Here is a 25,799-nt window from a genome sequence, read left to right on the forward strand (position 1 = left end):
CGAAACGGCCGGCGTCATGCATCCGGCGGGAGCACCTGCAGCACCCGCGCGATGAACATGTGGAACTCGTCCATGTAATTGCGCAGGAACGTTTCGGTTGACTCCACGGTCACCTCGCCGTCGTCGGTGATCAATCCCGGGGTAAACTGGATATAGGCTTCGGGAGAGTTCATCTGGGGTGCGTTGCAGAAGCTGAGCACGCTGCGCAGGCTCTGCTGGGCGACGGCTGTGGCGATCGCGCCGGGCGACGTTCCGATGACGGCCGTCGGTTTGCGGGCGAAAGAGTTCTTGCCGTAGGGCCTGCTCGCCCAGTCGATCGCGTTCTTCAGGCCGCCAGGGATCGAGCGGTTGTATTCCGGCGTGACGAAAAGCACTGCCTGGACGGACGCGATGGCCTTCTTGAATTCCAGGGCGACCGGCGGGAAGTCGGCATCATAGTCATAACTGTAAAGCGGCAGGTCCTTGAAGGGGATTTCCGTCATCTCAAGTTCGGGTGGCGCCAGTTTCACGAGGGCCTTCGCAAGCTTGCGGTTGATGGAGCCCTTGGCAAGGCTGCCGATGAGGTAGCCGACTTTATGCTTGGCCATGACACAACTCCCTGTTTTGGCCGCCGACCCGCCTTTCCCTAATATCCCCCAGAACAGGGCAGGCCGCCAGCCGACCTTAGGTCGGCATAGCCATGTCGGGGTGCGGCCGTGGCCTTCGTCTGGGTCGAACAAAATTATTGCGTGTATCCCCCTAGTTATGAAACCGTATGCCCCGACCGGCCGTTGAAGCTGTGCTCATATGCGACCACCGATTGATCGGCTATAGCAAGGGATTTTCACAATGTTTTCAGTTAGAAAGCTCGCCATCGCGGCGATGGCGCTTGGTATCGCGACGGCATCGGCGAATGCCCAGGTGGTGGTGTCTTCCAAGATCGACACCGAAGGCGGCGTGCTGGGCAACATCATCCAGCTCGTGCTCAACGCCAACAATATCAAGACCACCGACCGCATCCAGCTTGGCGCGACCCCTGTCGTGCGCAAGGCGATCACCGCCGGCGAAATCGACATCTATCCAGAATATACGGGCAATGCCGCCTTCTTCTTCCAGAAGGCCGACGATCCGGTCTGGAAGGACGCCGCCAAGGCTTACGAAACCGCCAAGAAGCTCGATTATGACGCCAACAAGATCGTCTGGCTGTCGCCGTCGCCGGCCAACAACACCTGGGCGATCGCGCTGCGCAAGGAAGTGGCTGACGAGAACAAGCTCGCCACCCTGACGGACTTCGGCAAGTATGTCGCAGGCGGCGGCAAGGTGGTGCTCGCGGCTTCCGCCGAGTTCGTCAATTCGGCGGCGGCACTCCCCGCCTTCCAGACGACCTACGGCTTCACGCTGAAGCCGGACCAGTTGATCACGCTCTCCGGCGGCGACACCGCGGCAACCATCGCCGCCGCCGCCAACCAGACCAACGGCGCCAACGCCGCCATGGTCTATGGCACCGACGGCGGCATCCAGCCCTCCGGCCTCGTCGTGCTCGAGGACGACAAGGGTGTGCAGCCGGTCTACCAGCCGGCGCCGATCATCCGCGAAGAGGTCCTTAAGCAGCATCCCGAAATCGAGGCGCTGCTGAAGCCGGTCTTCGCCAAGCTCGATCTCGTCACCCTGCAGGAGCTCAATGGCCGCGTGCAGTTGGGCGGCGAGCCTGCCAAGGGCGTGGCGGAGGATTTTCTGAAGAAGAACGGGTTCTTGAAGTAGCAGCAGGCGCGTCGAAGAAAACGTGACGCCGGTGCGAGGCGCCCCCCTCTGTCCTGCCGGACATCTCCCCCGCAACGGGGGAGATTGGCAGCTTCGTCGTCGGCGCTCCTCTTACCTTGCTGGGGATTGGCGAAAATCGGCGCGACATCTGATCTCCCCCCAAGTGGGGGAGATGTCCGGCACGACAGAGGGGGGTGCGACAGAACGGGGCATTCCTAATTCTGCCCCTCCAAATCTCCGCGTGGGCACTCGATGACACTCCGCTTCGACAAGCTTGGGGTGGTTATCGCTGCTATCGTCGCCTACGCGGCCCTCTTCGCACCCTTTGCCACGTTCCGCGCCAACCGCATCGTGCCAGGGCAGGCGCGTTCGATCCTCGAAGCGCTGCCACCCGCGCTTGGCATGGTGCTGGTGGCTGTAGTGATCGTCGCCGCCATCGTCGCCTTGCTTAAGACGCCGCTCATCCTCAGGCTGGCGGTCAGCGTCGTCGCGCTGGTCGCGCTATCGGTCCTGATCGGCACCGCCGGCGGTTTCCTGACGCCTGCCGGAAACACCTTTGCCCGCGTCGCGCCCGCCTCCGGTTTCTGGCTGCTGATCTTTGCCTTCACCCTGCTGTTGGCCGATGTGCTGACCAGGCTGAACCTGTCGCCCTGGGCGCGCGTCGGCGTGCTGGTGCTCGCCGCTGTGGCCATCGCCGTGCTGCTCGTCTCGGGAAGCTGGGACAGCCTCTCCATCCTCAAGGAATATGCCAGCCGCGCCGACAGTTTCTGGGCCGAGGCTTCCAAGCACGTTAGCCTGGCGCTTGGCTCGCTGGCTGGCGCGGTGATCGTTGGAATACCGCTCGGCGTCCTTTGCCATCGCGTCGAGAAGCTGCGGGCAGGAGTACTGAATGTCCTCAACATCATCCAGACCATTCCGTCGATCGCGCTGTTTGGCCTGCTGATCGCGCCGCTCGGCTGGGTCGCGGTGCACGTGCCGGGGGCCGCCGCGATCGGCATCAGGGGCATCGGCACCGCGCCCGCCTTTGTCGCGCTCTTCCTCTATTCGCTGCTGCCGGTGGTGGCCAACACGGTGGTTGGGCTGGCCGGTGTGCCCCGAGCGGCCAACGACGCCGCGCGCGGCATGGGCATGACCGATCGCCAGCGCCTGTTCGATGTCGAGTTCCCGCTCGCCTTTCCAGTGATCCTGACCGGCATCCGCATCGTGCTGGTGCAGAATATCGGCCTTGCCACCATTGCCGCGCTGATCGGCGGCGGCGGCTTCGGCGTGTTCGTCTTCCAGGGCGTCGGCCAGACGGCGATGGATCTGGTGCTGCTCGGCGCGCTGCCCACCGTGGCATTGGCCTTTGTGGCGGCCATCATCCTCGACGCGGTCATCGAGATGACCGCCACCAAGCGCAGGATAGTTGAAACGGCATGATCGAGATCGAGGGCATCACCAAGCGCTATGACGAGACGACGGTGGTCGACAATGTTTCGATGGTCATTGAGCCGCGCACCATCGCCACCATTGTCGGCACATCCGGATCCGGCAAGACGACGCTGCTCAGGATGATCAACCGGCTGGTCGAGCCGACCTCCGGCGTCATCAAGCTCGACGGCGCCGACAACCGCTCGGTGCCCGGCTATCAGTTGCGCCGCAGCATCGGCTACGCCATTCAGGGCCATGGCCTGTTTCCACACCGAACGGTGGCGCAGAACATCGCCACCGTGCCGCTGCTGCTCGGCTGGGACAGGGATCGCATCAAGGCGCGTGTCAACGAGTTGATGACGCTCTACCAGCTCGATCCACAGGCCTATGGCCCGCGTTACCCGCACGAGCTTTCCGGCGGCCAGCAACAGCGTGTCGGCGTTGCGCGCGCCTTGGCCGCCGAGCCCAACGTGCTTTTGATGGATGAGCCCTTCGGCGCTCTGGATCCGATCATCCGCACCAAGGCGCAGGAGGATCTGCTGGCGATCCAGAAGCGTTTCGGCACCACCATCATCCTCGTCACCCACGACATGGAAGAGGCGGTGCATCTGGGCGACAAGATCGCCGTCATGGATGCCGGCAAGCTGGTGCAATACGCAAAACCGGCGGAGATTCTGGCCAGGCCTGCAAGCGATTTTGTCGAGACATTGGTCGGCGCCAGCGAAAGGCCGTTCAGGCTGCTGTCGCTCGGGCCAGTGCGCGATGCCGTGGAGCCGGGCGGCGCGGAGGGCGAGGCGATCCCCGGCGACGCCACGCAGCGCGACGCGCTGGCCGAGCTGTTGTGGTCAGGCCGTCCTGCGCTGCCGGTGAAGGGCACCGACGGCAAACTCATTGGCCGCGTCACCATCGAAGGCTTGGTGAAACGCGCGGCGAGGCCGCAATGAAAGCGTGGCTGCCCGCGCTGCTGAGGCTGGCCGTTCTGGCGCTGCTGGTGGTTTTCATCACCAGCCCGGGCTGGTTCGAGCCGCTGCTGAAACCCCTGACCGAGAACGGCGCGCCGGCGATCTACAATCAGGGCAGCCTGCTGACGCTGACCTTGCAGCACCTGCGGATCGTGCTGGTCGCGACGGTCGCGGCAACGATTGTCGCGGTGGCTTTAGCCATCCTTGTCACGAGGCCGGCCGGCGCCGAGTTCCTGCCCTTGTCGCGCAGCCTGGTCAATATCGGCCAGACCTTTCCGCCGGTTGCCGTGCTGGCGCTTGCGGTACCGGCCGTCGGCTTCGGCGAGAAGCCGACGCTGATAGCACTTTTCCTTTACGGCCTGCTGCCGATCTTCGAGAACGCGCTGACGGCGCTGACCACGCTGCCCGGCAACGTGATGGAAGCGGCGCGCGGCGCCGGCATGACCGGCTGGCAACGATTGATGAAGGTCGAGCTGCCGCTCAGCGCTCCGGTGATCCTGGGCGGCATCCGGCTCTCGGTCGTCATCAGCCTCGCCACCGCGACGATCGGCTCGACGGTTGCAGCCAAAACCCTGGGCGAGGTGATCATCGCCGGCCTGATCTCAAACAACCTTGCTTTCGTTCTGCAGGGCGGCCTGATCGTCGCGGCACTCGCGGTGCTGATCTATGACGGTCTGTCGGCCATAGAGCGCTTCGCTGCGCGGCGGATGGGGCAGGGGGTAGAGTAGAGATGCGGGGAGGGCTGGCGGGCTGGTTGCCCTGCGATGCCCTTGCGTCATTTCAATCGATCTAATTCCAGGCTCGCGCTGGCACAACGATTCCCACCTTCTTCTTTTGGGCGAAAGCCGGGCAAAAACCGAACAATATCTTGACGTTCCAAGCCTTGTTTCGCATACCCCAACCAAGGGGTGGATTCCGCGCGCGGCATCCATCTCCGTTCCAACGGCCCAGGGAGGGGTTCTTTTGGGCCATCAATCGAGGAAAATCCGGCAATGACCATTATTACCGCCGTCATCGCCTGCGGCTTGCTGTCAGTTCTGTACGCCATCTGGGCGACACGTTCGGTCCTTGCGTCCGATCAGGGCAATCAGCGCATGCAGGAAATCTCCGCGGCCATCCGCGAAGGCGCCCAGGCCTATCTGGCGCGCCAGTACACCACCATCGCCGTGGTCGGCATCGTCGTGCTCCTGCTTGCCTGGTGGCTGCTCTCGATCACCTCCGCGATCGGCTTCCTGATCGGCGCCGTGCTTTCGGGCGCCGCCGGTTTCATCGGCATGCATGTTTCGGTGCGCGCCAATGTGCGAACCGCGCAGGCCGCCTCGAACAGCCTCGCAGCTGGCCTCGACATCGCCTTCAAGTCCGGCGCCATCACCGGCCTCCTGGTCGCAGGGCTGGCACTGCTCGGCGTCTCGATCTACTACGCGATCCTGACCGGCCCGATGGGCCTGCAGCCCAATGACCGCGTTGTCATCGACTCGCTGGTTTCGCTCGGCTTCGGCGCTTCGCTGATCTCGATCTTCGCCCGTCTCGGCGGCGGCATCTTCACCAAGGGCGCCGACGTCGGCGGCGACCTCGTCGGCAAGGTCGAGGCCGGCATTCCCGAAGACGATCCGCGCAACCCGGCCACCATCGCCGACAATGTCGGCGACAATGTCGGCGACTGCGCCGGCATGGCCGCCGACCTGTTCGAGACCTATGCGGTGACGGTTGTCGCCACCATGGTTCTGGCCGCCATCTTCTTCGGCGGAACGGCCGCGCTGGGCGCGGCCATGCTCTATCCGCTCGCCATCTGCGGCGCCTGCATCCTGACCTCGATCGTCGGCACCTTCTTCGTCAAGCTGGGCTCCAACGGTTCGATCATGGGCGCTCTCTACAAGGGCCTGATCGTCACCGGCCTGCTGTCGATCGTCGGTCTTGCCGCAGCGACCTCCGGCACGGTCGGCTGGGGCGAGGTCGGCACCGTTGCCGGTATCGCCATCACGGGCAAGAACCTGTTCATCTGCGGCCTGGTCGGTCTGCTGGTGACCGGTTTGATCGTGGTGATCACCGAATACTACACCGGCACCAACAAGCGTCCGGTGAACTCGATCGCCCAGGCTTCGGTGACCGGCCACGGCACCAACGTCATCCAGGGCCTCGCGGTCTCGCTGGAATCGACGGCGCTGCCGGCAATCGTCATCGTCGGCGGCATCATCGCCACCTACCAGCTCGGCGGCCTGTTCGGCACGGCGATCGCCGTCACCACCATGCTTGGCCTTGCCGGCATGATCGTGGCGCTCGACGCCTTCGGCCCGGTCACCGACAATGCCGGCGGCATTGCCGAAATGGCCGGCCTGCCGAAGGAAGTGCGCCACTCGACCGACGCGCTCGACGCCGTGGGCAACACCACCAAGGCTGTGACCAAGGGCTATGCCATCGGCTCGGCCGGTCTCGGCGCGCTGGTTCTGTTCGCGGCCTACTCGAACGACCTCCGGTTCTTTGCCGCCAATGGCGACAAATACCCCTACTTCCAGGGCATGGGCGACGTCTCCTTCGACCTCTCCAACCCCTACGTCGTAGCCGGCCTGATCTTCGGCGGCCTGATCCCCTATCTGTTCGGCGGCATAGCCATGACCGCGGTCGGTCGCGCCGCCGGCTCGATCGTCGAGGAAGTGCGCAAGCAGTTCCGCGAGGACAAGGGCATCATGGCCGGCACTTCGAAGCCGAACTATGCGCGCGCCGTCGACATCCTGACCAGGGCGGCGATCCGGGAAATGATCATCCCGTCGCTGCTGCCGGTGTTGGCGCCGCTCGTCGTCTATTTCGGCGTGCTAATGATCTCGGGCTCGAAGGCCTCGGCCTTCGCCGCGCTCGGCGCCTCGCTGCTCGGCGTGATCGTCAACGGCCTCTTCGTCGCCATCTCGATGACCTCCGGCGGCGGCGCCTGGGACAACGCCAAGAAGTCGTTCGAGGACGGCTTCACCGACAAGGACGGCGTCAAGCACCTGAAGGGTTCCGAGGCGCACAAGGCCTCGGTCACCGGCGACACCGTCGGCGATCCCTACAAGGACACCGCCGGCCCGGCCGTCAATCCGGCGATCAAGATCACCAACATCGTCGCGCTGCTTCTACTCGCCGTGCTCGCGCACGGCTGATCGCGGCGGCTATTCCAGACAAAGCCCGCGGGAGCGATCCCGCGGGCTTTTGTTTGTGAGTCATCCCGGATTGGGCATGCATCTTTCCGCGTAGTGGAACCATTCATTCGCCGGTGCATTGTGGCGCAGCATGACCCGGGGGGACAATTGCGGGAAACCGACGCCAGCGCTAATGGACCAGCAGTCCAGCGTTTCGAACTGCTCGCCGCACTCGGCGACAGGATTCGCGAGGTCAATGATCCGAGCGAGCTCGCCTACGCTGCGGCTCAACTGTTGGGGCGATACTTCAACGTGAGCCGGGCCGGCTACGGAACAATCGATATCGAGCGCGAGACAATTTCGATCGAGCGCGACTGGAACGCACCGGGAGTCAAGAGCCTTGCGGGTACGCTCCACTTCAGAGATTACGGGAGCTACATCGAGGACCTCAAGCGCGGCGAGACCGTGATCTTCGAGGATGCTGAAACAGACCCCCGAACCCGAGACAGGGTCGACGCTCTCAAAGCTATCAGCGCAAGATCGATCATCAATTTGCCCGTCACCGAACATGGGGGCGTGGTCGCGTTGTTTTATCTGAATAACGCAACTCCGAGACGATGGAGCCCTGAAGAGGTTGCGCTCGTCTCGGACGTTGCGGACCGCACACGTACTGCGATTGAGCGCCTCAGGGCCGAAAGAGCTCTGCGGGAGAGCACTGAACGTTTGGGATTTCTAGATAGACTTGGTCGGGAAAGCGCCGTCGCGAGGAACGCTGACGCCGTAATGGCAATTACCACCAGGCTGCTTGGTGAACATCTCAGGGTTTCGATTTGCGCCTATGCAGATATGGAGCCGGACGAGGATCACTTCACCATCCGCGGCGATTGGAGTGCGCCGGGTTCGCCCAGCATTGTCGGCTACTACAGCCTCGCGGATTTCGGACGGCAGGCAGTCGGCAATCTCAGGAACAACCGGCCGCTCATTATCAATAACAACCTTGTCGAGATAGAGCCCGAGGCAGCGAAGACCTTCCAAGACATAGGAATAACAGCGACCATATGCATGCCCCTCGTCAAGCAAGGCCGACTGACTGCCTTGATGGCCATTCACGATAGGCAGCCTCGCATTTGGTCCCAGCGCGAACTGGCCTTGCTCGCGGAGGTCACTGAGCGCTCCTGGGCACATGTGGAGCGCGTGCGCTCAGAGGAAGCAGCCAGAGCCAGTGAAGAACGGCTGCGTCTGGCGACCGACGCGGCCGCTATCGGCACCTGGGACTATGATCCTGTCACCGATGTGCTTCGGTGGGACGACAAATGTAAAGCGCTCTTCGGACTGCCGCCGGAAGCCGAGGTTTCATACGAAGGCGCATTCCTTGCAGGTCTGCACCCCGAGGATCGCCATCGCGCGGATGAAGCTGTGCGCCAGGCCATCGAACCAGGCGGATCATCTCGGTACGACATCGAATACCGCACGATTGGGCTGCAAGACGGCAAGGAGCGATGGATTGCTGCAACGGGCGATGCCATCTTCGAGGAAGGCCGCGCCGTTCGCTTTATAGGAATTGTTATCGACATCACTGCCCGCAAGCGGGTCGAACGCCATCTCCAAATTATAAATGCGACTGCTGCTGCTGTGGCCGCAGAACTCGACGTTGGCCGCATCGTTCAGACGGTGACCGACACCGGCGTGGAACTCACCGGAGCTCAATTCGGCGCATTCTTCTATAACGTCATGGACGAAAAGGGTGACAGCTATATGCTGTACACTCTTTCGGGGGCACCGCGATCTGCGTTTGAGAATTTCCCGATGCCCCGCAATACAGCGGTCTTTGAACCGACGTTCCGCGGCACAGGCGTGGTGCGCTCGGACGATATTCTGCAGGACCCGCGCTACGGCAAGAACGCGCCCGGCAAGGGAATGCCGGAAGGCCATCTACCCGTCAGGTCTTACTTGGCCGTTCCAGTCATCTCACGGCCGGGCGAAGTTTTAGGAGGGCTGTTTTTCGGCCATTCCGACACGGGCATCTTCGGCGCCGAACATGAAGCCGCACTGCTGGGTCTCGCCGGGCATGCTGCCACTGCGATCGACAATTCGCGGTTGTTTGGGGCGTTACAGTCCCTGAACGCAACTCTTGAGCAACGTGTGGTCGAAGCGGTCGCCGAGCGCAGCAAGGCCGAGGAACATCTGCGGCAAGCGCAGAAGATGGAGGCTGTGGGACAGCTCACCGGCGGAATAGCGCACGACTTCAACAACATGCTTGCCGTCATCATTGGCGGCCTGAATCTCGTGCAGCGCAAGCTTAGGAATGGCGACACGAACGTTAACAGCTTCGTCGAAGGAGCTATCGATGGCGCGCAACGGGCCGCAGAATTGACCAAGCGCCTGTTGGCCTTTTCACGTCAGCAGCCCTTGGCGCCGAAGCGCATGAATCCGAACCGCCTGGTTGCGGGGATGGGAGAGTTGTTGCGACGAACTCTCGGCGAAACGATCCAGATCGAAACGGTTCTTGCCGCTGGTCTTTGGCATATAGAGGCGGATGCCAGTCAACTTGAAAGCACATTGCTGAACCTATGCGTGAACGCGCGTGACGCCATGCCCGGCGGTGGTAAGCTGACCATCGAGACGTCCAACGCTCACGTCGATGACAGGTATGCAGTCGCAAACGGCATCGCAGCCGGGCAATATGTCCTTCTGGCGGTCACCGACACTGGGCTCGGCATGACGCCCGATGTGATGAGCAGGGCATTCGATCCGTTCTTCACCACCAAGCCGGTGGGCAAGGGAACCGGCCTAGGCTTGAGTCAAGTCTATGGCTTCGTCCGGCAGTCGGGCGGAACAGTCAAAATCTACTCTGAACCAGGCATTGGCACGACGCTGAAAATCTACTTACCGCGCTCAAACAGCGGTGAAGTCCAGGATGACCCGATTGCAACTGATGATGCGGCCCAAGGCAAGGCCACGGAGGTTGTCATGGTGGTCGAAGATGAGGATCGTGTACGGTCTATGGCGGCCGAGGCACTTCGGGAACTCGGCTATTCCGTGCTGGAAATGCGCGGACCTCGTGAAGCATTGGACGCCATCAACGCCGGCAAGGTTCCATCGCTGCTTTTCACTGATGTGGTGATGCCGGAGATGTCCGGCCGCGAGCTGGTCGATAGGGTGAAGCTCATTCAACCGGCTCTCAAAGTACTTTACACGACGGGCTATACCCGCAACGCCATTGTCCACAATGGGATGTTGGACTTTGGCACCGAGCTGCTCAGCAAACCCTACACGATTGACGAACTCGCGGACAAAGTCCGCAAAGTGCTGGACCGCTCTTGAGAGCGACCGAAGCGTGCTTGCTTTTGGCAGTTCAGTCGCCTGTCGGCCTTTCGTCGCCACCGCGATAACGAGCCAGCAGCTCCTCCAAGTCTGGCTCTCGCTCGGGCATTGGCGGCAAGCCGCGTGTCTGGCGCAGCATGGCAATGAAGGCGCCTCGGCGATGCTGGCGACGGAAGGAACGCGCTCGCGGATGTATACCAAGCATCGCCAGTAGCCTGCGTTTAAGGTAGCGGGAGCGCTTGAGGGGAGCAGGTTCCTCGGCGTTGCCGAGAATCCTGGCGCGCAGCGCGTCCGGCGAACTCATCGCGTCCATCAGATCTTCCTGCTCCAGCGCCGTATCACGCGCATAGCTGCCTTCGCGCTTGCCCGAGTGCAGCATGAGCACGGTCAAATGCGGCATTGTCGCGATCACCGCACCCTTGCGCCAGGCACGGAACAGCCAGTCCTGGGAACTCTCGCAAACGCACTGGCTGGCCGGGCGCCATGGCCCAAGCCTTGGCAGGGACGTCCGGCGGATGATTTGCGCGGAGCCAAATCCGACTGTGGTGACTGGGTCATAGAAGCCATCCCGCCCCATCCCGAGGATCATATGCTTGGCCCCCTTGCTCGCGGCCGACTCGATGACGGCGCCGCGGGCGATCACCACATCGGCGCCTGTGGCGTCGATCCAGCCGCTCATCGACGCCAGATGGTCGGGAAACCAGAGGTCGTCATGATTCAAGATGGCAACGAAACGGCCGCGTGCTCTGGCAAAGCCGATGTTGTTCGGCCCTGATTGCTCGCCGAAATTCACCGGAAGATCGATGTAGGAAATGCGGCAGTCATCGAAGGCGGCGACAATTGCCGGTGTATCCGGCCGGCACGCGTCGCCGACAACGATGGCTTCCCAGTCCTGCAGGGTCTGACCGATGAGGCTCTTCAGCGTCTGGCGCAGGACCGCCGGGCGGTTGTGTGTCGCGACAACTATCGAGACAAGTGGTTCGATCCGCCCTGTCGGCGCGCTCTGGCCGGCCTGTTCCACGCTATGCCAGCTTGTAGGGGATTTGTTCGGTATCGGGAGGTAGCCGCCAGTGATCGGGCGCGTCATAGGCGTAGGCCTTGTCGACCAGATTGACCACCAATGCAATGTCCGGTCCGAGCGCGACGACACCGTGCCAGACGCCGGGCGGAATGACGACGATGGCGGGCCTGACCGCGCCGGCGATCTTGTGCCAGACCGCGCCGAATGTCGGCGAGGCCTTGCGACCGTCGAACAGTGAGATGCGAACGCTGCCCACCGAGCAAAAAAGCCGGTCGGTTGTGACGCCATGGGCATGCCATCCCGTCACCGCGCCGGGATAAAGCGTGCGTTGAAACACCTGTCCGACGGGAAGCCCGTCCAGATCCCATTCCTCGCGAAAGATCTCAGTGAGGTAGCCGGTCGAAGTCGCGACAGGCCGGATTTCCTTGAGCGCGACGCCGTCGATTGTCGGCGCATCGACGACAAGCCAGTCAGGTGTCACGGTCTGCCGGTCGGGCGTGCCTGTCGCCATCCAGCCTTGCGGCACAGTATGATCGCTGTTGCTCATGACCGTCCCCAATCCGGCAAATTGATAGGGGGACGCCGGAACATAAGCAAGTATGCGTCTGGCCTCACATACACAAAACCCGCCGGCGAGGCGGCGGGTTTTGATTGCTCTGCAGGCCGTCGATGGACTTAAGGCGTGCCGCTGCCACCGCCGGGGATGCCGGGTGCCAGCTTGGCGGCGCCGTTGATGACCTGGCTGAGGAAGTTCTGGTCCTTGCCGCCGGTCGGTGTCGTCCTGGAGATGAAGTCGAAGATCTTGCCGTCCTTCAGGCCGTAATTGGCAATCTGGGTCACGCGACCGTCAGCACCGAAATAGACCGCCAGCACATGCTGGTCGACGATGTGCGGGTTGTCGAAGGCGACGTAACGCTTGCGCGTCTGCGAGATGTAGTAAAAGGCCTCGTTGTCGAAGGTCGCCGTCGTCGACGGCGTGCCCAGCGCCAGCAGCACCTGTTCACGGCTCGATCCGACCGGTACCGAATCGATTGCCTGCTGGTCGATGACGTAGCCTTTGGTCAACGTCTCGCTTGGATGGAGATCGCCGAACATCTTGGACGAATTGCAGGCGGAAAGCGCTGATACCACCATCAGCAGTGAGGCCACGCCCACCGGGGCGGGCGCAAGAAACGACTTGAATTTCAGCGCACCCAACAACAATTCTCCATCACATCCCCGCAACTTGCGCTGGGCCGCAAAACCGGTAAACCAGCTTGCATGCCGATGCAACAAGGCCAAATCAAACAACAGGTCCCCGGGAGACCGCCCTCAATGTTCCAGCGCCTTTTTGGCCGCGAACGCAATGCCAACCGCGCTATCACCGACGCGCTATACGCACAAATCGTGGCGGCGGCGCGGCAAACGGTGTTTTATTCGGACTGGAATGTGCCGGATACGCCGCTCGGCCGCTTCGAGATGCTGTCGCTGCATATCTATCTCGTCCAGCACCGTCTGCATGGCGAGCAAGGTGTGGCGGCCGAGGTCGCGCAAGTGCTGATCGACGAGTTCTTCCTCGACGTCGATCATTCGCTGCGCGAACTTGGAATCAGCGATGTCGGCGTGCCCAAGCGCATGAAGAAGCTGGCAAGGATGTTCTACGGCCGCACGACCGCCTATGATGATGCCCTCCGGGAGAGCGACCGGGCGGCGCTTGCGGCGGCGCTTGCCCGCAATGTCAGGCCGGACGCGGGCCCCTGGCCGCAGGCGTCGCTGCTGGCGGATTATGTCTGCGATGCCAGCCAGAAGCTCGCCGCGCAGCCGACCGAATCGATCGCCGCCGGCACGGTCGCATTCCCGGCCGCCGGGGCCGCTTGAAGGAGGCCAGCATGAAAGACGCTGAATTGCGCAGCCCGGTATCCTTTGTCGCCAATGTCGCCCGGCTGCCACAAAAGGGCCTGCCGGTCCTGGTCGAGGCCGACCAGCGCCAGCGCGAGGCACTTGCCGCCGAATATGACCTGCTTTCGGTCGAAAGCTACCGCGCCGAGCTGCTTGTTGCTTCCTGGAAGCGCAATGGCGTCAAGGTTACCGGCCGCGTCGAGGCCGACATCACGCAGGCCTGCATCGTCACCCTGGAGCCGGTAAGCGCGCATATAGATGAGCCGGTCGAGGCGCTGTTCCTGCCCGAGCAGTCGAAGCTTGGACGCGAGGGCTTCGAGGGCGGCGGCGAGATCATTCTCGACGCCGATGGACCGGACAGTCCGGAAACATTCTCCGGCGACACGATCGACGTCGGTGCGCTGGCCGAACAGTTCTTCGGGCTGGCGATCGACCCCTATCCGCGCAAGCCGGGAGCCTCGCTCGACGTCGCCGGCGACGATCAGGCCGAGGAAAGCGAATTCCAGAAAAAGCTGCGTTCGCTGCTCGGAAAATCCTGAGAGTGGTCCGGATTTTGGAAAAGTTGGTTGTGCGCAGGCGCAAAACCGCTATTTTCGCCGAACCTTCGCGAGCCCCCTTACCTTGGCAGGCGTCCGCCGCTAGCCAGGCAAACCGTGAGAAAAACACCGAGTGATCAGGATTTCCATCGATGCCATGGGCGGCGATCACGGACCGAGCGTGGTCATCCCGGCGCTGATGACGGTCGTCATCCGCCGCCCTGACATCCGATTCGTCATCTATGGCCGCGAGGACGTGGTGCGTCCCGAGCTCGCCAAGTTCCCGAAGCTCGCCGAAGTAAGCGAGTTCGTCCATTGCGAGGTCGCCGTGCGCATGGACGACAAGCCGAGCCAGGCGCTCCGCCACGGACGCTGGAAGTCCTCGATGTGGAAGGCCGTCGAGGCGGTGAAGAGCGGCGCCGCGCAGGCCTGCATCTCGGCCGGCAACACCGGCGCGCTGATGGCGATGTCGAAATTCTGCCTGCGCACCATGGCCACCATCGATCGCCCAGCGATCGCGGCGCTTTGGCCGACGACGCGCGGCGAAAGCGTCGTGCTCGATGTCGGCGCCACCATCGGCGCCGACGCGCATCAGCTGATCGATTTCGCCATTCTGGGCACCGGCATGGCGCGCTCGGTGTTCGGCATCGAGCGCCCGAGCGTCGGCTTGCTCAATGTCGGTGTCGAGGAGATCAAGGGCCAGGAAGAGGTCAAGGAGGCCGGCCGCATGCTGCGCGAGGCCAACATGGCCTCGATGAATTATCGCGGCTTCGTCGAAGGCGACGACATCGGCAAGGGCACGGTCGACGTGGTGGTCACCGAGGGCTTTGCCGGCAATATCGCGCTCAAGACCGCCGAGGGCACGGCAAGGCAGATCGCCGGCTATCTTCGCGCCGCAATGAGCCGCACGCTCATGGCCAAGATCGGCTATGTCTTCGCCAAGGGCGCCTTCGACCGGCTGCGCGAGAAGATGGATGTCGGCCGCTCCAATGGCGGCGTCTTTCTGGGCTTGAACGGTATCGTGGTGAAGAGCCATGGCGGCGCCGATTCGGATGGCTTCGCTGCGGCGATCGAGCTCGGCTACGACATGGTGCGCAACAATCTGCTTGACCGGATCGAGGCCGACCTCGATCTGTTCCATGCGCGCAATCCCAATGCCCAGGCAAACAGGAAATCCGGCGTCTCCGCCGACGCCGAGGAATAGGAACGGACCTTGATCAGATCAGTCGTGCGCGGCAATGGTGCCGCGCTGCCCCGCCGCATTATGAAGAATGCCGACTTCGAAGGCATGGTCGAGACCTCCGACGAGTGGATCGTCCAGCGCACCGGCATCCGCCAGCGCCATGTCGCGGCCGATGACGAGACGACGGCCTCTCTGGGCGAGGCGGCGGCGCGCGCCGCGCTCGACAGCGCGGGCATGACGCCAGCCGATATCGACCTCATCATCCTGGCGACTTCGACGCCCAACAACACGTTCCCGGCGACCGCCGTCGAGATCCAGAACAGGCTCGGCATGCATCACGGCTTCGCCTTCGACATGCAGGCCGTCTGCTCGGGCTTCGTCTATGCCGTCGCCACCGCCGACCTTTACATCCGTGGCGGCTTGGCCAGGCGCGTCCTGGTGATCGGCTCGGAGACATTCTCGCGCATCCTCGACTGGAACGATCGCTCGACCTGCGTGCTGTTCGGCGACGGCGCCGGGGCGCTCGTTCTCGAAGCCCAAGAGGGCGCCGGCGCGATCACCGACCGCGGCGTGCTGGCGGCGAGCCTGCGCTCCGATGGCGCGCATAAGGACAAGCTCTTCGTTGATGGCGGTCCTTCGACGACGGGAACCGTCGGCCATCTCAGGATGGAAGGCCGTGAGGTGTTCAAGCACGCCGTCGGCATGATCACCGATGTCATCGAGGCGACCTTTGGCGAGGCCGGCATAACGGCGCAGGACCTCGACTGGTTCGTGCCGCATCAGGCCAATAAACGGATTATTGACGCTTCCGCCAGGAAGCTCGGGATAGCCGAAGAGAAAGTTGTGGTCACCGTCGATTTACACGGTAACACCTCGGCTGCCTCGGTGCCGCTGGCTCTCTCGGTGGCCGTCGCCGACGGCCGCATCAAGAAGGGCGATCTGGTGCTTCTCGAGGCGATGGGTGGGGGCTTCACCTGGGGCGCGGTGTTGCTCCGCTGGTAAGTGCCGAACGCGCCGGTTCGGTCCTTGACCTTGCCGGATCAATTACTTAGGCTCTGCCTTTGGCTGTATCGATTTACATTTTCTGCGAGCAGATGGGACGGTCGCATGGGGGGAAAGACACTGACGCGTGCCGACCTTGCTGAAGCCGTTTATCGGAAGGTTGGCCTGTCGCGGACTGAATCGGCGGAACTCGTCGAAGCCGTGCTGGACGAAATCTGCGAAGCCATCGTTCGGGGCGAGACGGTCAAGCTTTCGTCTTTTGCCACCTTCCACGTCCGCTCCAAGAACGAGCGCATCGGCCGCAATCCCAAGACCGGCGAGGAAGTGCCGATCCTGCCGCGCCGGGTGATGACGTTCAAATCGTCGAACGTGCTCAAGAACCGGATTCTGCGTTCGCATCAGAACAGCAAGGGCAAAGGCGGCAAGTAGTTTGCTGGCGAATGCGGTTGAAAACCGCCGGCCGTTTTGACGCTGGGCTTGAATATCGCTTCATAAATCGCTGAAATAAGGGGCGATTCGGCATAACGCGCCGGATCGCGGTCCAGTGTGGAGGATTGGCCCATGGACAAGAGCCCCGATGCTTTCCGCACCATCAGCGAAGTCGCGGAAGATCTCGACCTGCCGCAGCACGTGCTGCGTTTCTGGGAGACGCGCTTCACCCAGATCAAGCCCATGAAACGCGGCGGCGGCCGTCGCTACTACCGGCCGCAGGACGTCGAGCTGATCAAGGGCATCCGGCACATGCTCTACGATCAGGGCTATACGATCAAAGGCGTGCAGAAGTTGTTGCGCGAGAACGGCAACCATTTCCTGGTCGCCATCGGCAATGGCGACATGGCCGCCGTGGAGGCGATCGCCCAGCGCCGCCAGGCCGAGCAGGTACCGCTGACGGCGGCCGCGCAGCCGCGCGGCGACGAGGATGCGCTCTTAGGCCAGCCGAAGGTGAAGCCCAGTCGCCGTTTCTTTGGCCTCGGCAAAAGCGAAGACGAAGGTCCGGTGCAACCGGACGCTTCAAAATTGTCGCGTGACAATCGGGCCTTGCTGCAGGAGGCGCTGTTCGATTTGCTGGAATGCAAGCGCCTGCTCGACCAGGTTCGTTGAAGAGGCATCATTCAACGTGATGCCGCGCGGTCGGGCCGCCGGAACTGGCCCGTAGTCCGTGCGTTAGGCCTTCTCGAAGAGAAGGATAACAAGCATGGCATCGTTTTCGACCCTCTCCGACCTCGACATCGACAAGCAGGTCGCGGCGCTTTCGCGGCAATTGAACGACCTCAAGAAGGTCTTGGCCAGGCGCGGTGACGCCTATTACGAGGATGGCCGCGAGGCGGCGTCCGACTATTACTCGCAAATTGCCGATCGCCTTCACGAGGCGCTGCCGGCAATAAGGCGCAGGGGCAGGGTGATCGAGCGGACGGCGCGCGACCATCCGGCGACGACCGCCGCGGTCGGACTCGTCGTGGTCGGACTGCTTGCCGGCCTTCTCATCAGCCGACGCTGATCGATCGACGGGATTTGAAACAGGAAATAGCGACCATCATCGACGGCCGCCATTTCCGTGCCAGTCGCCTTTCAGGCGATCAGTTCGCGAGCTTGAGCCGGGTCTTCGGGTCGACCTTCATGACCTGGCTGCACTTGCCGTAGACGGTGCCGTTCTTGTCGGTGGCGTCGGTATAGGTGCCCTTGCAGTCGAGCTGCAGCACCAGACACGAGCCAGAGCCCTTGCAGACGGCGCCGCCGTCGCCGGTCGGATGCGTGCCGGCAAAAGCCGGAGCCGAGACCGAGCCGAAAGCCGAGAGGGTGAAGGCCGCGGCGAGGGTGATATGCTTGAAGTTGGTCATTTGACCATTTCCTTCCATTGGTTGTTGGGATCGCCGTCCTGGCGTCCCGTTGGGTTGAGGAGCGCCTTCGCGGCGCCCATGACCGGTGAGTGCCGCTCCCAAGGGAATGGTTCATATGCCGCGCGTTTAATTTTCATTTGGCCGTCGATACCGGCTCGGGACAGCCCTCGGATTCCATCTTGCGGCGCGCGGCGCATCGGGCGCGTAGCGCCTCGGCGTAGAGGTGTCCGATCCCGTGTCGTGGTTGCCTGAGATAGGCCGAGTGCTCCAAACGCCAGTAGCGCTCCATCCGCCTGGCGATCTCGGGATTCGTCCAGGTGCCGTAGCCGGCGGCGGTATAGATGCATATCTCACCGGCATGGAGACCTTTGTCGGTGACCAGAAAATCCACTCTGACATGGTCGAGATCGCCGGCGATTCTTGGCGCCAGCGCTATGGCCTGTCGAACGAAGTCGAGCAGCCTGGGGGTTAGCGGCAGCGCCTGATCCTCGCGCGGATAGTCCGGGTCGCGGCCGGGGAGCGGCTTGCCCTCGTCATCGAACAGATGCGAGCGCTCGGCGAGCTTGTCCTCGGCCCAGATATGGCTGATGATGCGGCTGCAGACATGAACCTTGATGTCGGTGGCGATCGATCCGCCTGCGAGATCAAGCCTCTCTTCGATGAAGAGCGCGCGATCGATCGGCCAGTAGGCCCATTCGCCATTGCGCCGCCCGTAAGGTCCCGAGCCATCGCCTGGCCTTGCGGACGATTGCCGCCCTCCCGGGGCGGCCTTCCGAGACGAAGATGTTCATCGCGCAGCCATGGTTCGGCTTCACGACAACTTTGTCGGACAAAAGATCCGCCGGGAGGTCTTCAGGGCGCCGCCCGCACCATAGTGTTTCGGGTATCGGTAACTCAGGGCAGGCAGCGCGGATATAGGCTTTTGCCGCCAGCTTGTCGGTCAGCGTCACGAAGAGCGGATTGCGGTCGACGATCTTCCGCCACAGCATCAGTTCGTTGTAGCGCGACGGAGCGGCGGGATTCGGCAGATAGCCGAGCCTCATGGCGAAGCGGGCAACGAGAGCCGGGTGGCGAAGCGTCAACACGATGCGCGCGGCCACCAGCACCAGGCGGTGTCTGACCGGCAGGTCGGCACGGGTTCCCATCATGCAAAGTCCGGAGCGCGATTCGGCATCACCGGATGCTTAGTCAGAGAACGCCGATGGGAAAGCTGGTTCGCTCAAACGGCGAAGGCCTACCCATCGGCAAAAGCGAAAGGTCAGTACTTCTTCGGAGCCATCTTCTTGTGGTGGTGACGATGATGGTGGTGATAGTGACGATGGTGGACGCGATGATGCCTGTGATGATGACGATGATGATGATGCGTCTTCATTGGAGCCGCATCAGCGCTGGTAGCGCCCAGGATCGGCATGGTGAACGCCAGGGCCAGAGCCAGCCCGAGCGCTGAGAGAAAGGACTTCTTCATGACTCGTTTCCTTTAAAGCGGGCGTTCTGAGTCCGCCGGACCAAATCCGTGACTCCAGCCTCGCAACAACAAGGACTATCCTCCTGGTTTTTTTCGACAATTTTTCCCAAATGTAGATTTTTGTTTCCGGACTGTTTCTAAGAAGTCCGCTCGCGTCGCCTGCCCGCCTGACAGGCGAAGATCGCGGTAAATTTGGGATGCGGCCTGCGCGGCTTCACATGGGCGGCGCGATGCCGTGATTCCCGACTACGACCCGATTCGCGGTGAGCTTGCCGTCGCCGCCTCGCTCGGCGTTGACGAACACCGCGGCGCCCGGCGTCAGATCCGCCGGCGTGGCCGTGGCGAATGTCACGATCGGTGTGGTCTGCGGGATGGCGATCTGCTTTTTCTGGCCGTTGTCATAGGTGAGCGTGACCGTGTGGCCTTCTATCGCGGTGACGTCGGCGACGGTGCCGTTGGTCATGCGGCTGTTGGGCTGCAGATCCCAGTCGCGGTCGCCTTCACCCGTGCCTTTCAGCGCCGCGGGAAAGATCACGACTTCCAGCGCCCCGCTGCCGCCATCGGCTTTCGAAATCGAGGCGATGCCTAGGAAATCGCCTTGCTTGATATCGGTGGCCGATGCCTTGGCCACGCCCGAAATCTTCCAGCCGTCGGCAAGCGTGATCGCATCGTTCTTGCCGTCGCGGTCCTTCACCGTCAGCGTCGACCCGGCAACGCCGACGACAGTGCCTCGAACGCGAGTAGCGTCCGCCGCCCATGTTTCCGTCGCGCCGATGACGCCCGAGATTGCGCCGAGCACAATTGCGAATGATTTCAAATTCATGGCATTCGATCCTTCCGTGTGAAACGCCCTTCGCCCGGATTTTGGCTGCCGGTGACGGCTAGCTAACGAATCGAGGCGTCGAAAATGCCGGCGAAACCGGTCGCGGAACTTCAAAAGAACTTGATTGGGCGCCACGCGATCTTACATGTGGGAGGCCTGCGATACCGGCCGGAATGCCGCTTCACGATGGCGTGACGGCCTAAGCTCTTGGCAAATCATTTGTTAACGAGCATTCTCCCGCCCGTCTCAGGCAACACCATTTCATCGGACCCTGTTTCATCCCAAGGAGTTGCCATGCCCAACACCGCACGAAACGCTGTTTCCAACGACATCATTGCCGCGCCCGGCCTCAATCCTTTGAAAGCCGCTCGCGAAACGAGGGGATACACGATCGAGGAACTCTCTTTGACCTGCGGTCTGGCCGTGGGCGAGATCGTCGACATCGAGGACGGCAAGGACGCCGATCCCGCCAAGCTCCGGCGCATCGCTTCCGCGCTGCAGATGCCGGAAGAGGAATTGATCAAAGTGCCGGCCGCCGAGAATCGGCCCACGCATCAGTAGAGGCGCGAAAAGCGTCCATTCGAGCCCGCCGAGGTTTCGCCCGGCGGGCTTTTTAATGCCTGAAAGGCGGAAAGCGCTGGCTCTTGCCAACAATGGTTTGGCCGTGCGATTCGCCGACCGCTGCTATCCGACAGACCTGACGAGGGGTCCACCATGAGCTTGGAATCGGTTCGCGCTTTCTTTGCGCGGCATGCGCCCGACATCGAAGTCATCGTCACCGAGGCCAGTTCGGCCACCGTGGCGCTGGCGGCGGAAGCCCATGGCGTGATGCCCGCGCAGATCGCCAAGACGATCTGCCTGCGCGTCGGCGACGAGGCCATGCTGGTCGTCACCAGCGGCGTCGCCAGGCTCGACAACCGCAAGTTCAAGGACAGGATGGGCGGCAAGCCGCGCATGCTTGGCGCAGAGGAGGTGCTTGCGGCCACCAGCCATCCGCCGGGCGGCGTCTGTCCGTTTGGCCTGCCGGCGCCGCTTCCCGTTTATTGCGATCTGTCGCTCAAGGCCTTCGACGAGGTCGTCCCCGCTGCCGGCGCCACCAACGCCGCTGTGCGCATCACGCCGCAGCGCATGGCCGATCTGGTCGGCGCCATATGGGTCGACGTTTGCCAGTAACAATTGCCGTCTAGATATCTCCTTGCGGTCCGTCGAGCGGCCTTCGCCGGCATTCGGCCGCAGGCGCACGCTCGCATTGGGTTTGATGGCGGCGCTCATGGTCCATGCCTTTCGCAGCCGCGCCTCGACCAATCCGAAAAGCGTCGGCTAACGGCCAAAGATTTGGACATTAGTCTTGACAGAAATACATATGTTCAATACCCGTCAAGCAATCAAACAGCATGCGATATGGGAGGAATAAGCGGCATGGCTTCCAATATTTCGTTGACGGGCCTTGCCCGTGATCTCGAGGAACGCGGCAAGTCCGGCAAGCCTATTCGCATCGGCCTCATCGGCTCAGGCGAAATGGGAACCGACATCGTTACCCGCGTCGCCCATATGTCCGGCATCGAGATCGGCGCCATCTCCGAATTGAACCTTCCCGCGGCCAGCAAAGCCGTCGACATCGCGTTCCAGGAAACCGGCCATGCGCGAGAGGTTTCCAACGCCTCGGCCATGACCGCTGCCATGGAGGCGGGCAAGATCGCCGTCACCAACGATTCCAGCCTTGTCATCGGCAACGACCTCATCGACGTCGTGATCGACGCGACCGGCGTTCCGGCCGTCGGCGCCGAGATCGGCCTGCGCGCAATGGAGCACGGCAAGCACCTGGTGATGATGAATGTCGAGGCGGACGTCACCATCGGCGCCTATCTCAAGGCCGAGGCCGACCGCCTCGGCGTCACCTATTCGCTGGGCGCCGGCGATGAGCCGTCTTCCTGCATGGAGCTGATCGAGTTCGTCTCCGCCATGGGCCACCCGATCGTCGCCGCTGGCAAGGGCAAGAACAACCCTCTCAACATCGACGCCACGCCTCCGGACTATGAGGAGGAGGCGAAGCGCCGGCATATGAATGTGCGCATGCTGGTCGAATTCGTCGACGGTTCGAAGACCATGGTCGAGATGGCGGCGATCGCCAACGCGACCGGGCTGGTTCCCGACAAGCCCGGCATGCACGGCCCGGCGGCCACGCTCGGCGAATTGTCGAAGGTGCTGGTGCCACAGAAGGATGGCGGCGTGCTGTCGAAGGTAGGCGTCGTCGACTATTCGATCGGCAAGGGCGTGGCGCCGGGCGTCTTCGTCGTCGCCGACATGTCGCATCCTCGCATCTCGGAGCGCATGGAAGACCTGAAGATGGGCAAGGGCCCGTACTTCACCTTCCATCGCCCTTATCATCTGACCTCGCTGGAAGTGCCGCTGACCTGCGCCCGCGTCGTGCTCTACGGCAAGGCTGACATGGTGCCGCTGGCAAAGCCGGTCGCGGAGGTCTGCGCCGTCGCCAAGAAGGACCTGAAGCCCGGCGACAAGCTCGATGCCATCGGCGAATATTGCTACCGCGCCTGGATCATGACGGCGCCGGAAGCCCATGCGGCGCGTGCCATCCCCTGCGGCCTGCTGCAGGGCGGCTCGGTCACCGCGCCCATTAAGAAGGGCGAGCTCATCACCTATGCCAATGCGGCGCCCGCGCCGGGTTCGAAGATCGCCGAGCTTCGCGCCCGCCAGGACAGGCTCGTCTACGGAACCGTGGAGGCGTGATCATGGCCGGAGCCAGCAAAGCCGTCGTGGATAGCCGGGCCAACCTGCCTTTCGTCTATCGCCAGTACAGTCCCGAGCAGCTGAGACAGGTGCTTCACAAGATGTACCTCATCCGCCGCTTCGAAGAGGGCGCGGAAGAGTGCTACATGCGCGGCCTCATCCACGGCACAATGCACCTGTCGATCGGGCAGGAAGCGAGCGCCATGGGCATCTGCATGCCGCTCGCCGAGGACGACCAGATCACCTCGACGCATCGCGGCCACGGCCATTGCATCGCCAAGGGCGCGGAAGTCAGCCGCATGTTCGCCGAGTTCTTCGGCAAGACCACCGGCTACTGCAAGGGCAGGGGCGGCTCCATGCACATCGCCGATGTCGCCAAGGGCAATCTCGGCGCCAACGGCATCGTTGCCGGCGGCATTCCGATTGCCGTGGGCGCGGCACTTTCATCCAAGCGGATGAAGACCGGTAAGGTAGTCGTCTCCTTCTTCGGCGACGGCGCCAACAATGAAGGCGCCTTCCACGAGGCGCTGAACATGGCGGCGATCTGGAAGCTGCCGGTGATCTTCGTGTGCGAGAACAACGGTTACGGCATGTCGACCTCGACGGCGCGCTCGACCGCGGTGAAGAACATCGCCGAGCGGGCGGCCGCCTATTCGATGCCGGGCGTCATCGTCAACGGCAACATTTTCTCCGAGGTCGCCGAGGCGTCTTTCAAGGCGGTCGAGCGGGCGCGCGCCGGCGAGGGGCCGACGCTGATCGAGTCCAAGACCTACCGCCATCGCGGCCATTCCAAAAGCGACCGCAACCGCTACCGTACCAAGGAAGAGATCGAGGACTGGATGGCGAACCGCGATCCGATCACGCTCTTCGAGACGGAGCTGCGCGATTTCGGCTTCATCGACGACCAGGGCATCCAAGCGATCCGCGACGCGGTTGCCAAGGAGATCGCCGACGGCATCGAGTTCGCCAAGGCGAGCCCGGCGCCAGAGATCGCCACCCTCGAAAACTATGTTTACACGGAGCATGCGTGATGGACGCCGCGGTGCGTGAACTGAGCTACGCCCAGGCGATCCAGGAAGCCATGGCCATCGCCATGGACATGGACGAGCGCGTCTTCCTGATGGGCGAGGATATCGGCGTCTATGGCGGCGCCTTCCAGGTGACCGGCGATCTGGTCGAGCGCTACGGCACCGACCGGGTGATCGACACGCCGATTTCGGAACTGGGCGGCGCTGGCGTCGCGGTGGGCGCGGCCGTCACCGGCATGCGGCCGATCTTCGAATTCCAGTTCTCGGATTTCGCCACGCTCGGCATGGAGCAGATCGTCAACCAGGCGGCCAAGATGCGTTTCATGCTCGGCGGCGAGGTCTCGGTGCCGGTTGTGATGCGTTTCCCTGCCGGCTCCGGCACGGGTGCCGCTGCGCAGCACAGCCAGAGCCTGGAAGCCTGGCTCGGCCATGTGCCCGGCCTCAAGGTGATCCAGCCGGCGACGCCGCACGATGCCAAGGGCATGCTGCTTGCCGCTGTCGCCGACCCTGACCCCGTCATGATCTTCGAGCACAAGCTGCTCTACAAGATGAAGGGCCATGTGCCGGAAGGCCACTATATCGTTCCGATCGGCAAGGCCGAGATCCGCCGCGAAGGTCGCGACCTCACCATCGTCGCCACGTCGATCATGGTGCAGAAGGCGCTCGAAGCCGCCGCGGCGCTGGAAGGCGAGGGCATCGACATCGAAGTCGTCGATCTGCGCACCATCCGCCCGATCGACCGGCAGACCATCATCGACAGCGTGAAGAAAACCTCGCGCCTGCTTTGCGTCTACGAAGCGGTAAAGACGCTCGGCATCGGCGCGGAAGTGAGCGCGCTCGTCGCCGAAAGCGAGGCCTTCGATTATCTCGATGCGCCGATCGTGCGCCTGGGCGGCGCCGAGACGCCGATCCCTTACAATCCGGATCTGGAAAAGGCGACAGTGCCGCAGGTTCCCGACATCATCGCGGCCGCGCGCGACCTTGTGAAAGGGGTCCGCTGAGCGATGCCGACAGAGGTCATTCTTCCCAAGGTCGACATGGACATGGCGACCGGCCAGATCTCGCGCTGGTTCGCCGAGGAGGGCGCTCGCGTCAAGAAGGGTGACGTGCTCTTCGAGATCGAGACCGACAAGGCGGCGATGGAGATCGACGCGCCGGCCAGCGGCACGCTGCGCAACGTCACCGGCAAGGAGCGCGTCGACATTCCCGTCGGTGAGCCCGTCGCCTGGATCTATGCCGACGACGAGATCTATGAAGCCAAGCAGGGCCAGGCGCCAATCTCCCCCCTCGTGCGCGAGATGTCGGCGCAGCCGACAGAGGGGGGCGCTGTCCCGCCAACCTCTCATTCCGTCGGGCTCCCCTCTGGCCTGCCGGCCATCTCCCCCACCGGGGGGGAGATCAGCCAATTGCTGGGGCCTGCCCGAGCCACGCCGTTGGCTCGACGCTTGGCCCGAGAGGCAAATCTGAACCTCTCGGCTATAGCAGGCAGCGGCCCGCGCGGCCGTGTTGTGCGCGCGGACGTCGAGGCCGCGGTCGCAGCGAAAGGCAGAGCCACCCCTGTTCAGCCGGCCGCCGAGATTCCGGCCGGTGCTCCGTCCGCCCCGGCACCCGCGCCGAAGCCGATGTCGGACGATCAGGTGCTGAAACTGTTCGTCGAGGGCTCCTACGAGCTGGTGCCGCATGACAACATGCGCAAGACCATCGCGCGCCGCCTGGTCGAGGCGAAGT

28 protein-coding genes are annotated in these 25,799 nt (G+C 63.0%); 20 read left to right on the forward strand and 8 right to left on the reverse strand.

The features are described from left to right. Positions 1-14 precede the first annotated feature (14 nt). Positions 15-587 (reverse strand): NADPH-dependent FMN reductase, encoded by a 573-nt coding sequence (locus E5X34_RS28975; RefSeq protein WP_112129922.1) that lies wholly within the window; start codon positions 585-587, stop codon positions 15-17. A gap of 274 nt (positions 588-861) precedes the next feature. On the opposite strand from E5X34_RS28975, the gene E5X34_RS28980 reads away from it, so the two are divergent. The 6 genes from E5X34_RS28980 to E5X34_RS29005 all read left to right on the forward strand — a co-directional run bounded on the left by E5X34_RS28980 (position 862) and on the right by E5X34_RS29005 (position 10,549). Then, positions 862-1,740 carry an ABC transporter substrate-binding protein gene (locus E5X34_RS28980; protein WP_366664925.1) on the forward strand — a complete coding sequence of 293 codons (879 nt, stop codon included), beginning with the start codon at positions 862-864 and terminating at the stop codon, positions 1,738-1,740. 252 nt (positions 1,741-1,992) lie between these two features. After that, positions 1,993-3,159 (forward strand): ABC transporter permease, encoded by a 1,167-nt coding sequence (locus tag E5X34_RS28985; protein WP_292572129.1) that lies wholly within the window; start codon positions 1,993-1,995, stop codon positions 3,157-3,159. After that, on the forward strand, positions 3,156-4,094 hold the full coding sequence (locus E5X34_RS28990) for an ABC transporter ATP-binding protein (protein ID WP_292572133.1): 939 nt from the start codon (positions 3,156-3,158) through the stop codon (positions 4,092-4,094). The genes E5X34_RS28985 and E5X34_RS28990 overlap by 4 nt, the downstream gene beginning before the upstream one ends. Then, a complete protein-coding gene (locus E5X34_RS28995; RefSeq protein WP_292572135.1) occupies positions 4,091-4,840 on the forward strand; it encodes an ABC transporter permease in 750 nt (249 codons plus the stop codon). The genes E5X34_RS28990 and E5X34_RS28995 overlap by 4 nt, the downstream gene beginning before the upstream one ends. 264 nt (positions 4,841-5,104) lie before the next feature. Continuing rightward, on the forward strand, positions 5,105-7,246 hold the full coding sequence (locus E5X34_RS29000) for a sodium-translocating pyrophosphatase (protein WP_292572138.1): 2,142 nt from the start codon (positions 5,105-5,107) through the stop codon (positions 7,244-7,246). A 147-nt stretch (positions 7,247-7,393) separates the two neighbouring features. Further along, positions 7,394-10,549 carry a GAF domain-containing protein gene (locus E5X34_RS29005; RefSeq protein ID WP_292572141.1) on the forward strand — a complete coding sequence of 1,052 codons (3,156 nt, stop codon included), beginning with the start codon at positions 7,394-7,396 and terminating at the stop codon, positions 10,547-10,549. Between the two features lie 31 nt (positions 10,550-10,580). Here the strand turns inward: E5X34_RS29005 and E5X34_RS29010 are convergent, their stop codons facing one another. The 3 genes from E5X34_RS29010 to E5X34_RS29020 all read right to left on the reverse strand — a co-directional run bounded on the left by E5X34_RS29010 (position 10,581) and on the right by E5X34_RS29020 (position 12,767). Beyond that, on the reverse strand, positions 10,581-11,570 hold the full coding sequence (locus E5X34_RS29010) for a glycosyltransferase family 2 protein (protein WP_292572143.1): 990 nt from the start codon (positions 11,568-11,570) through the stop codon (positions 10,581-10,583). A 1-nt stretch (position 11,571) separates the two neighbouring features. Next, positions 11,572-12,117: a dTDP-4-dehydrorhamnose 3,5-epimerase family protein gene (locus tag E5X34_RS29015; protein WP_292572146.1), complete on the reverse strand. Its 546-nt coding sequence runs from the start codon at positions 12,115-12,117 to the stop codon at positions 11,572-11,574. A 128-nt stretch (positions 12,118-12,245) separates the two neighbouring features. Continuing rightward, positions 12,246-12,767 carry an outer membrane protein assembly factor BamE gene (locus tag E5X34_RS29020; RefSeq protein ID WP_292572149.1) on the reverse strand — a complete coding sequence of 174 codons (522 nt, stop codon included), beginning with the start codon at positions 12,765-12,767 and terminating at the stop codon, positions 12,246-12,248. A gap of 117 nt (positions 12,768-12,884) precedes the next feature. Here E5X34_RS29020 and E5X34_RS29025 point away from each other — a divergent pair, with 117 nt between their 5' ends. The 7 genes from E5X34_RS29025 to E5X34_RS29055 all read left to right on the forward strand — a co-directional run bounded on the left by E5X34_RS29025 (position 12,885) and on the right by E5X34_RS29055 (position 17,667). Continuing rightward, a complete protein-coding gene (locus E5X34_RS29025) occupies positions 12,885-13,427 on the forward strand; it encodes a ubiquinol-cytochrome C chaperone family protein (protein ID WP_292572152.1) in 543 nt (180 codons plus the stop codon). Between the two features lie 11 nt (positions 13,428-13,438). Next, entirely contained in the window at positions 13,439-13,987 is a 549-nt protein-coding gene (locus E5X34_RS29030) for a DUF177 domain-containing protein (RefSeq protein ID WP_292314940.1), read from the forward strand. A 130-nt stretch (positions 13,988-14,117) separates the two neighbouring features. After that, positions 14,118-15,188, forward strand: a complete 1,071-nt coding sequence (plsX, locus tag E5X34_RS29035; RefSeq protein ID WP_292509915.1) for a phosphate acyltransferase PlsX — start codon at positions 14,118-14,120, stop codon at positions 15,186-15,188. 9 nt (positions 15,189-15,197) lie between these two features. Further along, positions 15,198-16,169 carry a beta-ketoacyl-ACP synthase III gene (locus tag E5X34_RS29040; protein ID WP_292572157.1) on the forward strand — a complete coding sequence of 324 codons (972 nt, stop codon included), beginning with the start codon at positions 15,198-15,200 and terminating at the stop codon, positions 16,167-16,169. Between the two features lie 105 nt (positions 16,170-16,274). Continuing rightward, the gene (locus E5X34_RS29045) at positions 16,275-16,598 is read left to right on the forward strand and encodes an integration host factor subunit alpha (RefSeq protein WP_040983242.1); all 324 of its coding nucleotides are present in this window, start codon (positions 16,275-16,277) and stop codon (positions 16,596-16,598) included. Between the two features lie 132 nt (positions 16,599-16,730). Next, positions 16,731-17,270 (forward strand): MerR family transcriptional regulator, encoded by a 540-nt coding sequence (locus E5X34_RS29050; protein WP_292572160.1) that lies wholly within the window; start codon positions 16,731-16,733, stop codon positions 17,268-17,270. 94 nt (positions 17,271-17,364) lie between these two features. Next, on the forward strand, positions 17,365-17,667 hold the full coding sequence (locus E5X34_RS29055) for a hypothetical protein (protein ID WP_292572163.1): 303 nt from the start codon (positions 17,365-17,367) through the stop codon (positions 17,665-17,667). A 79-nt stretch (positions 17,668-17,746) separates the two neighbouring features. Here E5X34_RS29055 and E5X34_RS29060 read toward each other — a convergent pair whose 3' ends face one another. From E5X34_RS29060 to E5X34_RS29070, 3 genes are all read right to left on the reverse strand, one after another. Then, on the reverse strand, positions 17,747-18,007 hold the full coding sequence (locus tag E5X34_RS29060) for a hypothetical protein (RefSeq protein WP_292572166.1): 261 nt from the start codon (positions 18,005-18,007) through the stop codon (positions 17,747-17,749). 133 nt (positions 18,008-18,140) lie between these two features. Further along, positions 18,141-18,686: an ATP-grasp fold amidoligase family protein gene (locus tag E5X34_RS29065; RefSeq protein WP_366664926.1), complete on the reverse strand. Its 546-nt coding sequence runs from the start codon at positions 18,684-18,686 to the stop codon at positions 18,141-18,143. After that, positions 18,652-19,113: a hypothetical protein gene (locus tag E5X34_RS29070; RefSeq protein ID WP_292572170.1), complete on the reverse strand. Its 462-nt coding sequence runs from the start codon at positions 19,111-19,113 to the stop codon at positions 18,652-18,654. The genes E5X34_RS29065 and E5X34_RS29070 overlap by 35 nt, the downstream gene beginning before the upstream one ends. Positions 19,114-19,208: 95 nt before the next feature. On the opposite strand from E5X34_RS29070, the gene E5X34_RS29075 reads away from it, so the two are divergent. Further along, positions 19,209-19,454 (forward strand): hypothetical protein, encoded by a 246-nt coding sequence (locus E5X34_RS29075; RefSeq protein ID WP_292572173.1) that lies wholly within the window; start codon positions 19,209-19,211, stop codon positions 19,452-19,454. 232 nt (positions 19,455-19,686) lie between these two features. On the opposite strand, the gene E5X34_RS29080 is transcribed toward E5X34_RS29075, so the two are convergent. After that, positions 19,687-20,295 carry a hypothetical protein gene (locus E5X34_RS29080; protein ID WP_292572176.1) on the reverse strand — a complete coding sequence of 203 codons (609 nt, stop codon included), beginning with the start codon at positions 20,293-20,295 and terminating at the stop codon, positions 19,687-19,689. Positions 20,296-20,589: 294 nt separating this feature from the next. Between E5X34_RS29080 and E5X34_RS29085 the strand changes: the two genes are divergently transcribed. The 6 genes from E5X34_RS29085 to E5X34_RS29110 form a co-directional block, all read left to right on the forward strand. Next, a complete protein-coding gene (locus E5X34_RS29085; protein WP_292081789.1) occupies positions 20,590-20,856 on the forward strand; it encodes a helix-turn-helix transcriptional regulator in 267 nt (88 codons plus the stop codon). 153 nt (positions 20,857-21,009) lie between these two features. Continuing rightward, the gene (locus E5X34_RS29090) at positions 21,010-21,468 is read left to right on the forward strand and encodes a YbaK/EbsC family protein (protein ID WP_292572179.1); all 459 of its coding nucleotides are present in this window, start codon (positions 21,010-21,012) and stop codon (positions 21,466-21,468) included. Positions 21,469-21,714: 246 nt separating this feature from the next. Beyond that, a complete protein-coding gene (locus tag E5X34_RS29095) occupies positions 21,715-23,043 on the forward strand; it encodes an NAD(P)H-dependent oxidoreductase (protein ID WP_292572181.1) in 1,329 nt (442 codons plus the stop codon). Between the two features lie 2 nt (positions 23,044-23,045). After that, entirely contained in the window at positions 23,046-24,074 is a 1,029-nt protein-coding gene (locus E5X34_RS29100) for a thiamine pyrophosphate-dependent dehydrogenase E1 component subunit alpha (protein WP_292572184.1), read from the forward strand. Next, complete coding sequence (locus tag E5X34_RS29105; RefSeq protein WP_292572187.1) at positions 24,074-25,072, forward strand: alpha-ketoacid dehydrogenase subunit beta; 999 nt, start codon at positions 24,074-24,076, stop codon at positions 25,070-25,072. Before E5X34_RS29100 ends, E5X34_RS29105 begins: the two co-directional genes overlap by 1 nt. A gap of 3 nt (positions 25,073-25,075) precedes the next feature. After that, the coding region (locus E5X34_RS29110) for an E3 binding domain-containing protein (protein ID WP_292572190.1) at positions 25,076-25,799 on the forward strand (724 nt) is incomplete at its 3' end.

It is taken from the genome of Mesorhizobium sp. (genome assembly GCF_004963255.1).
GTDB lineage: Bacteria > Pseudomonadota > Alphaproteobacteria > Rhizobiales > Rhizobiaceae > Mesorhizobium.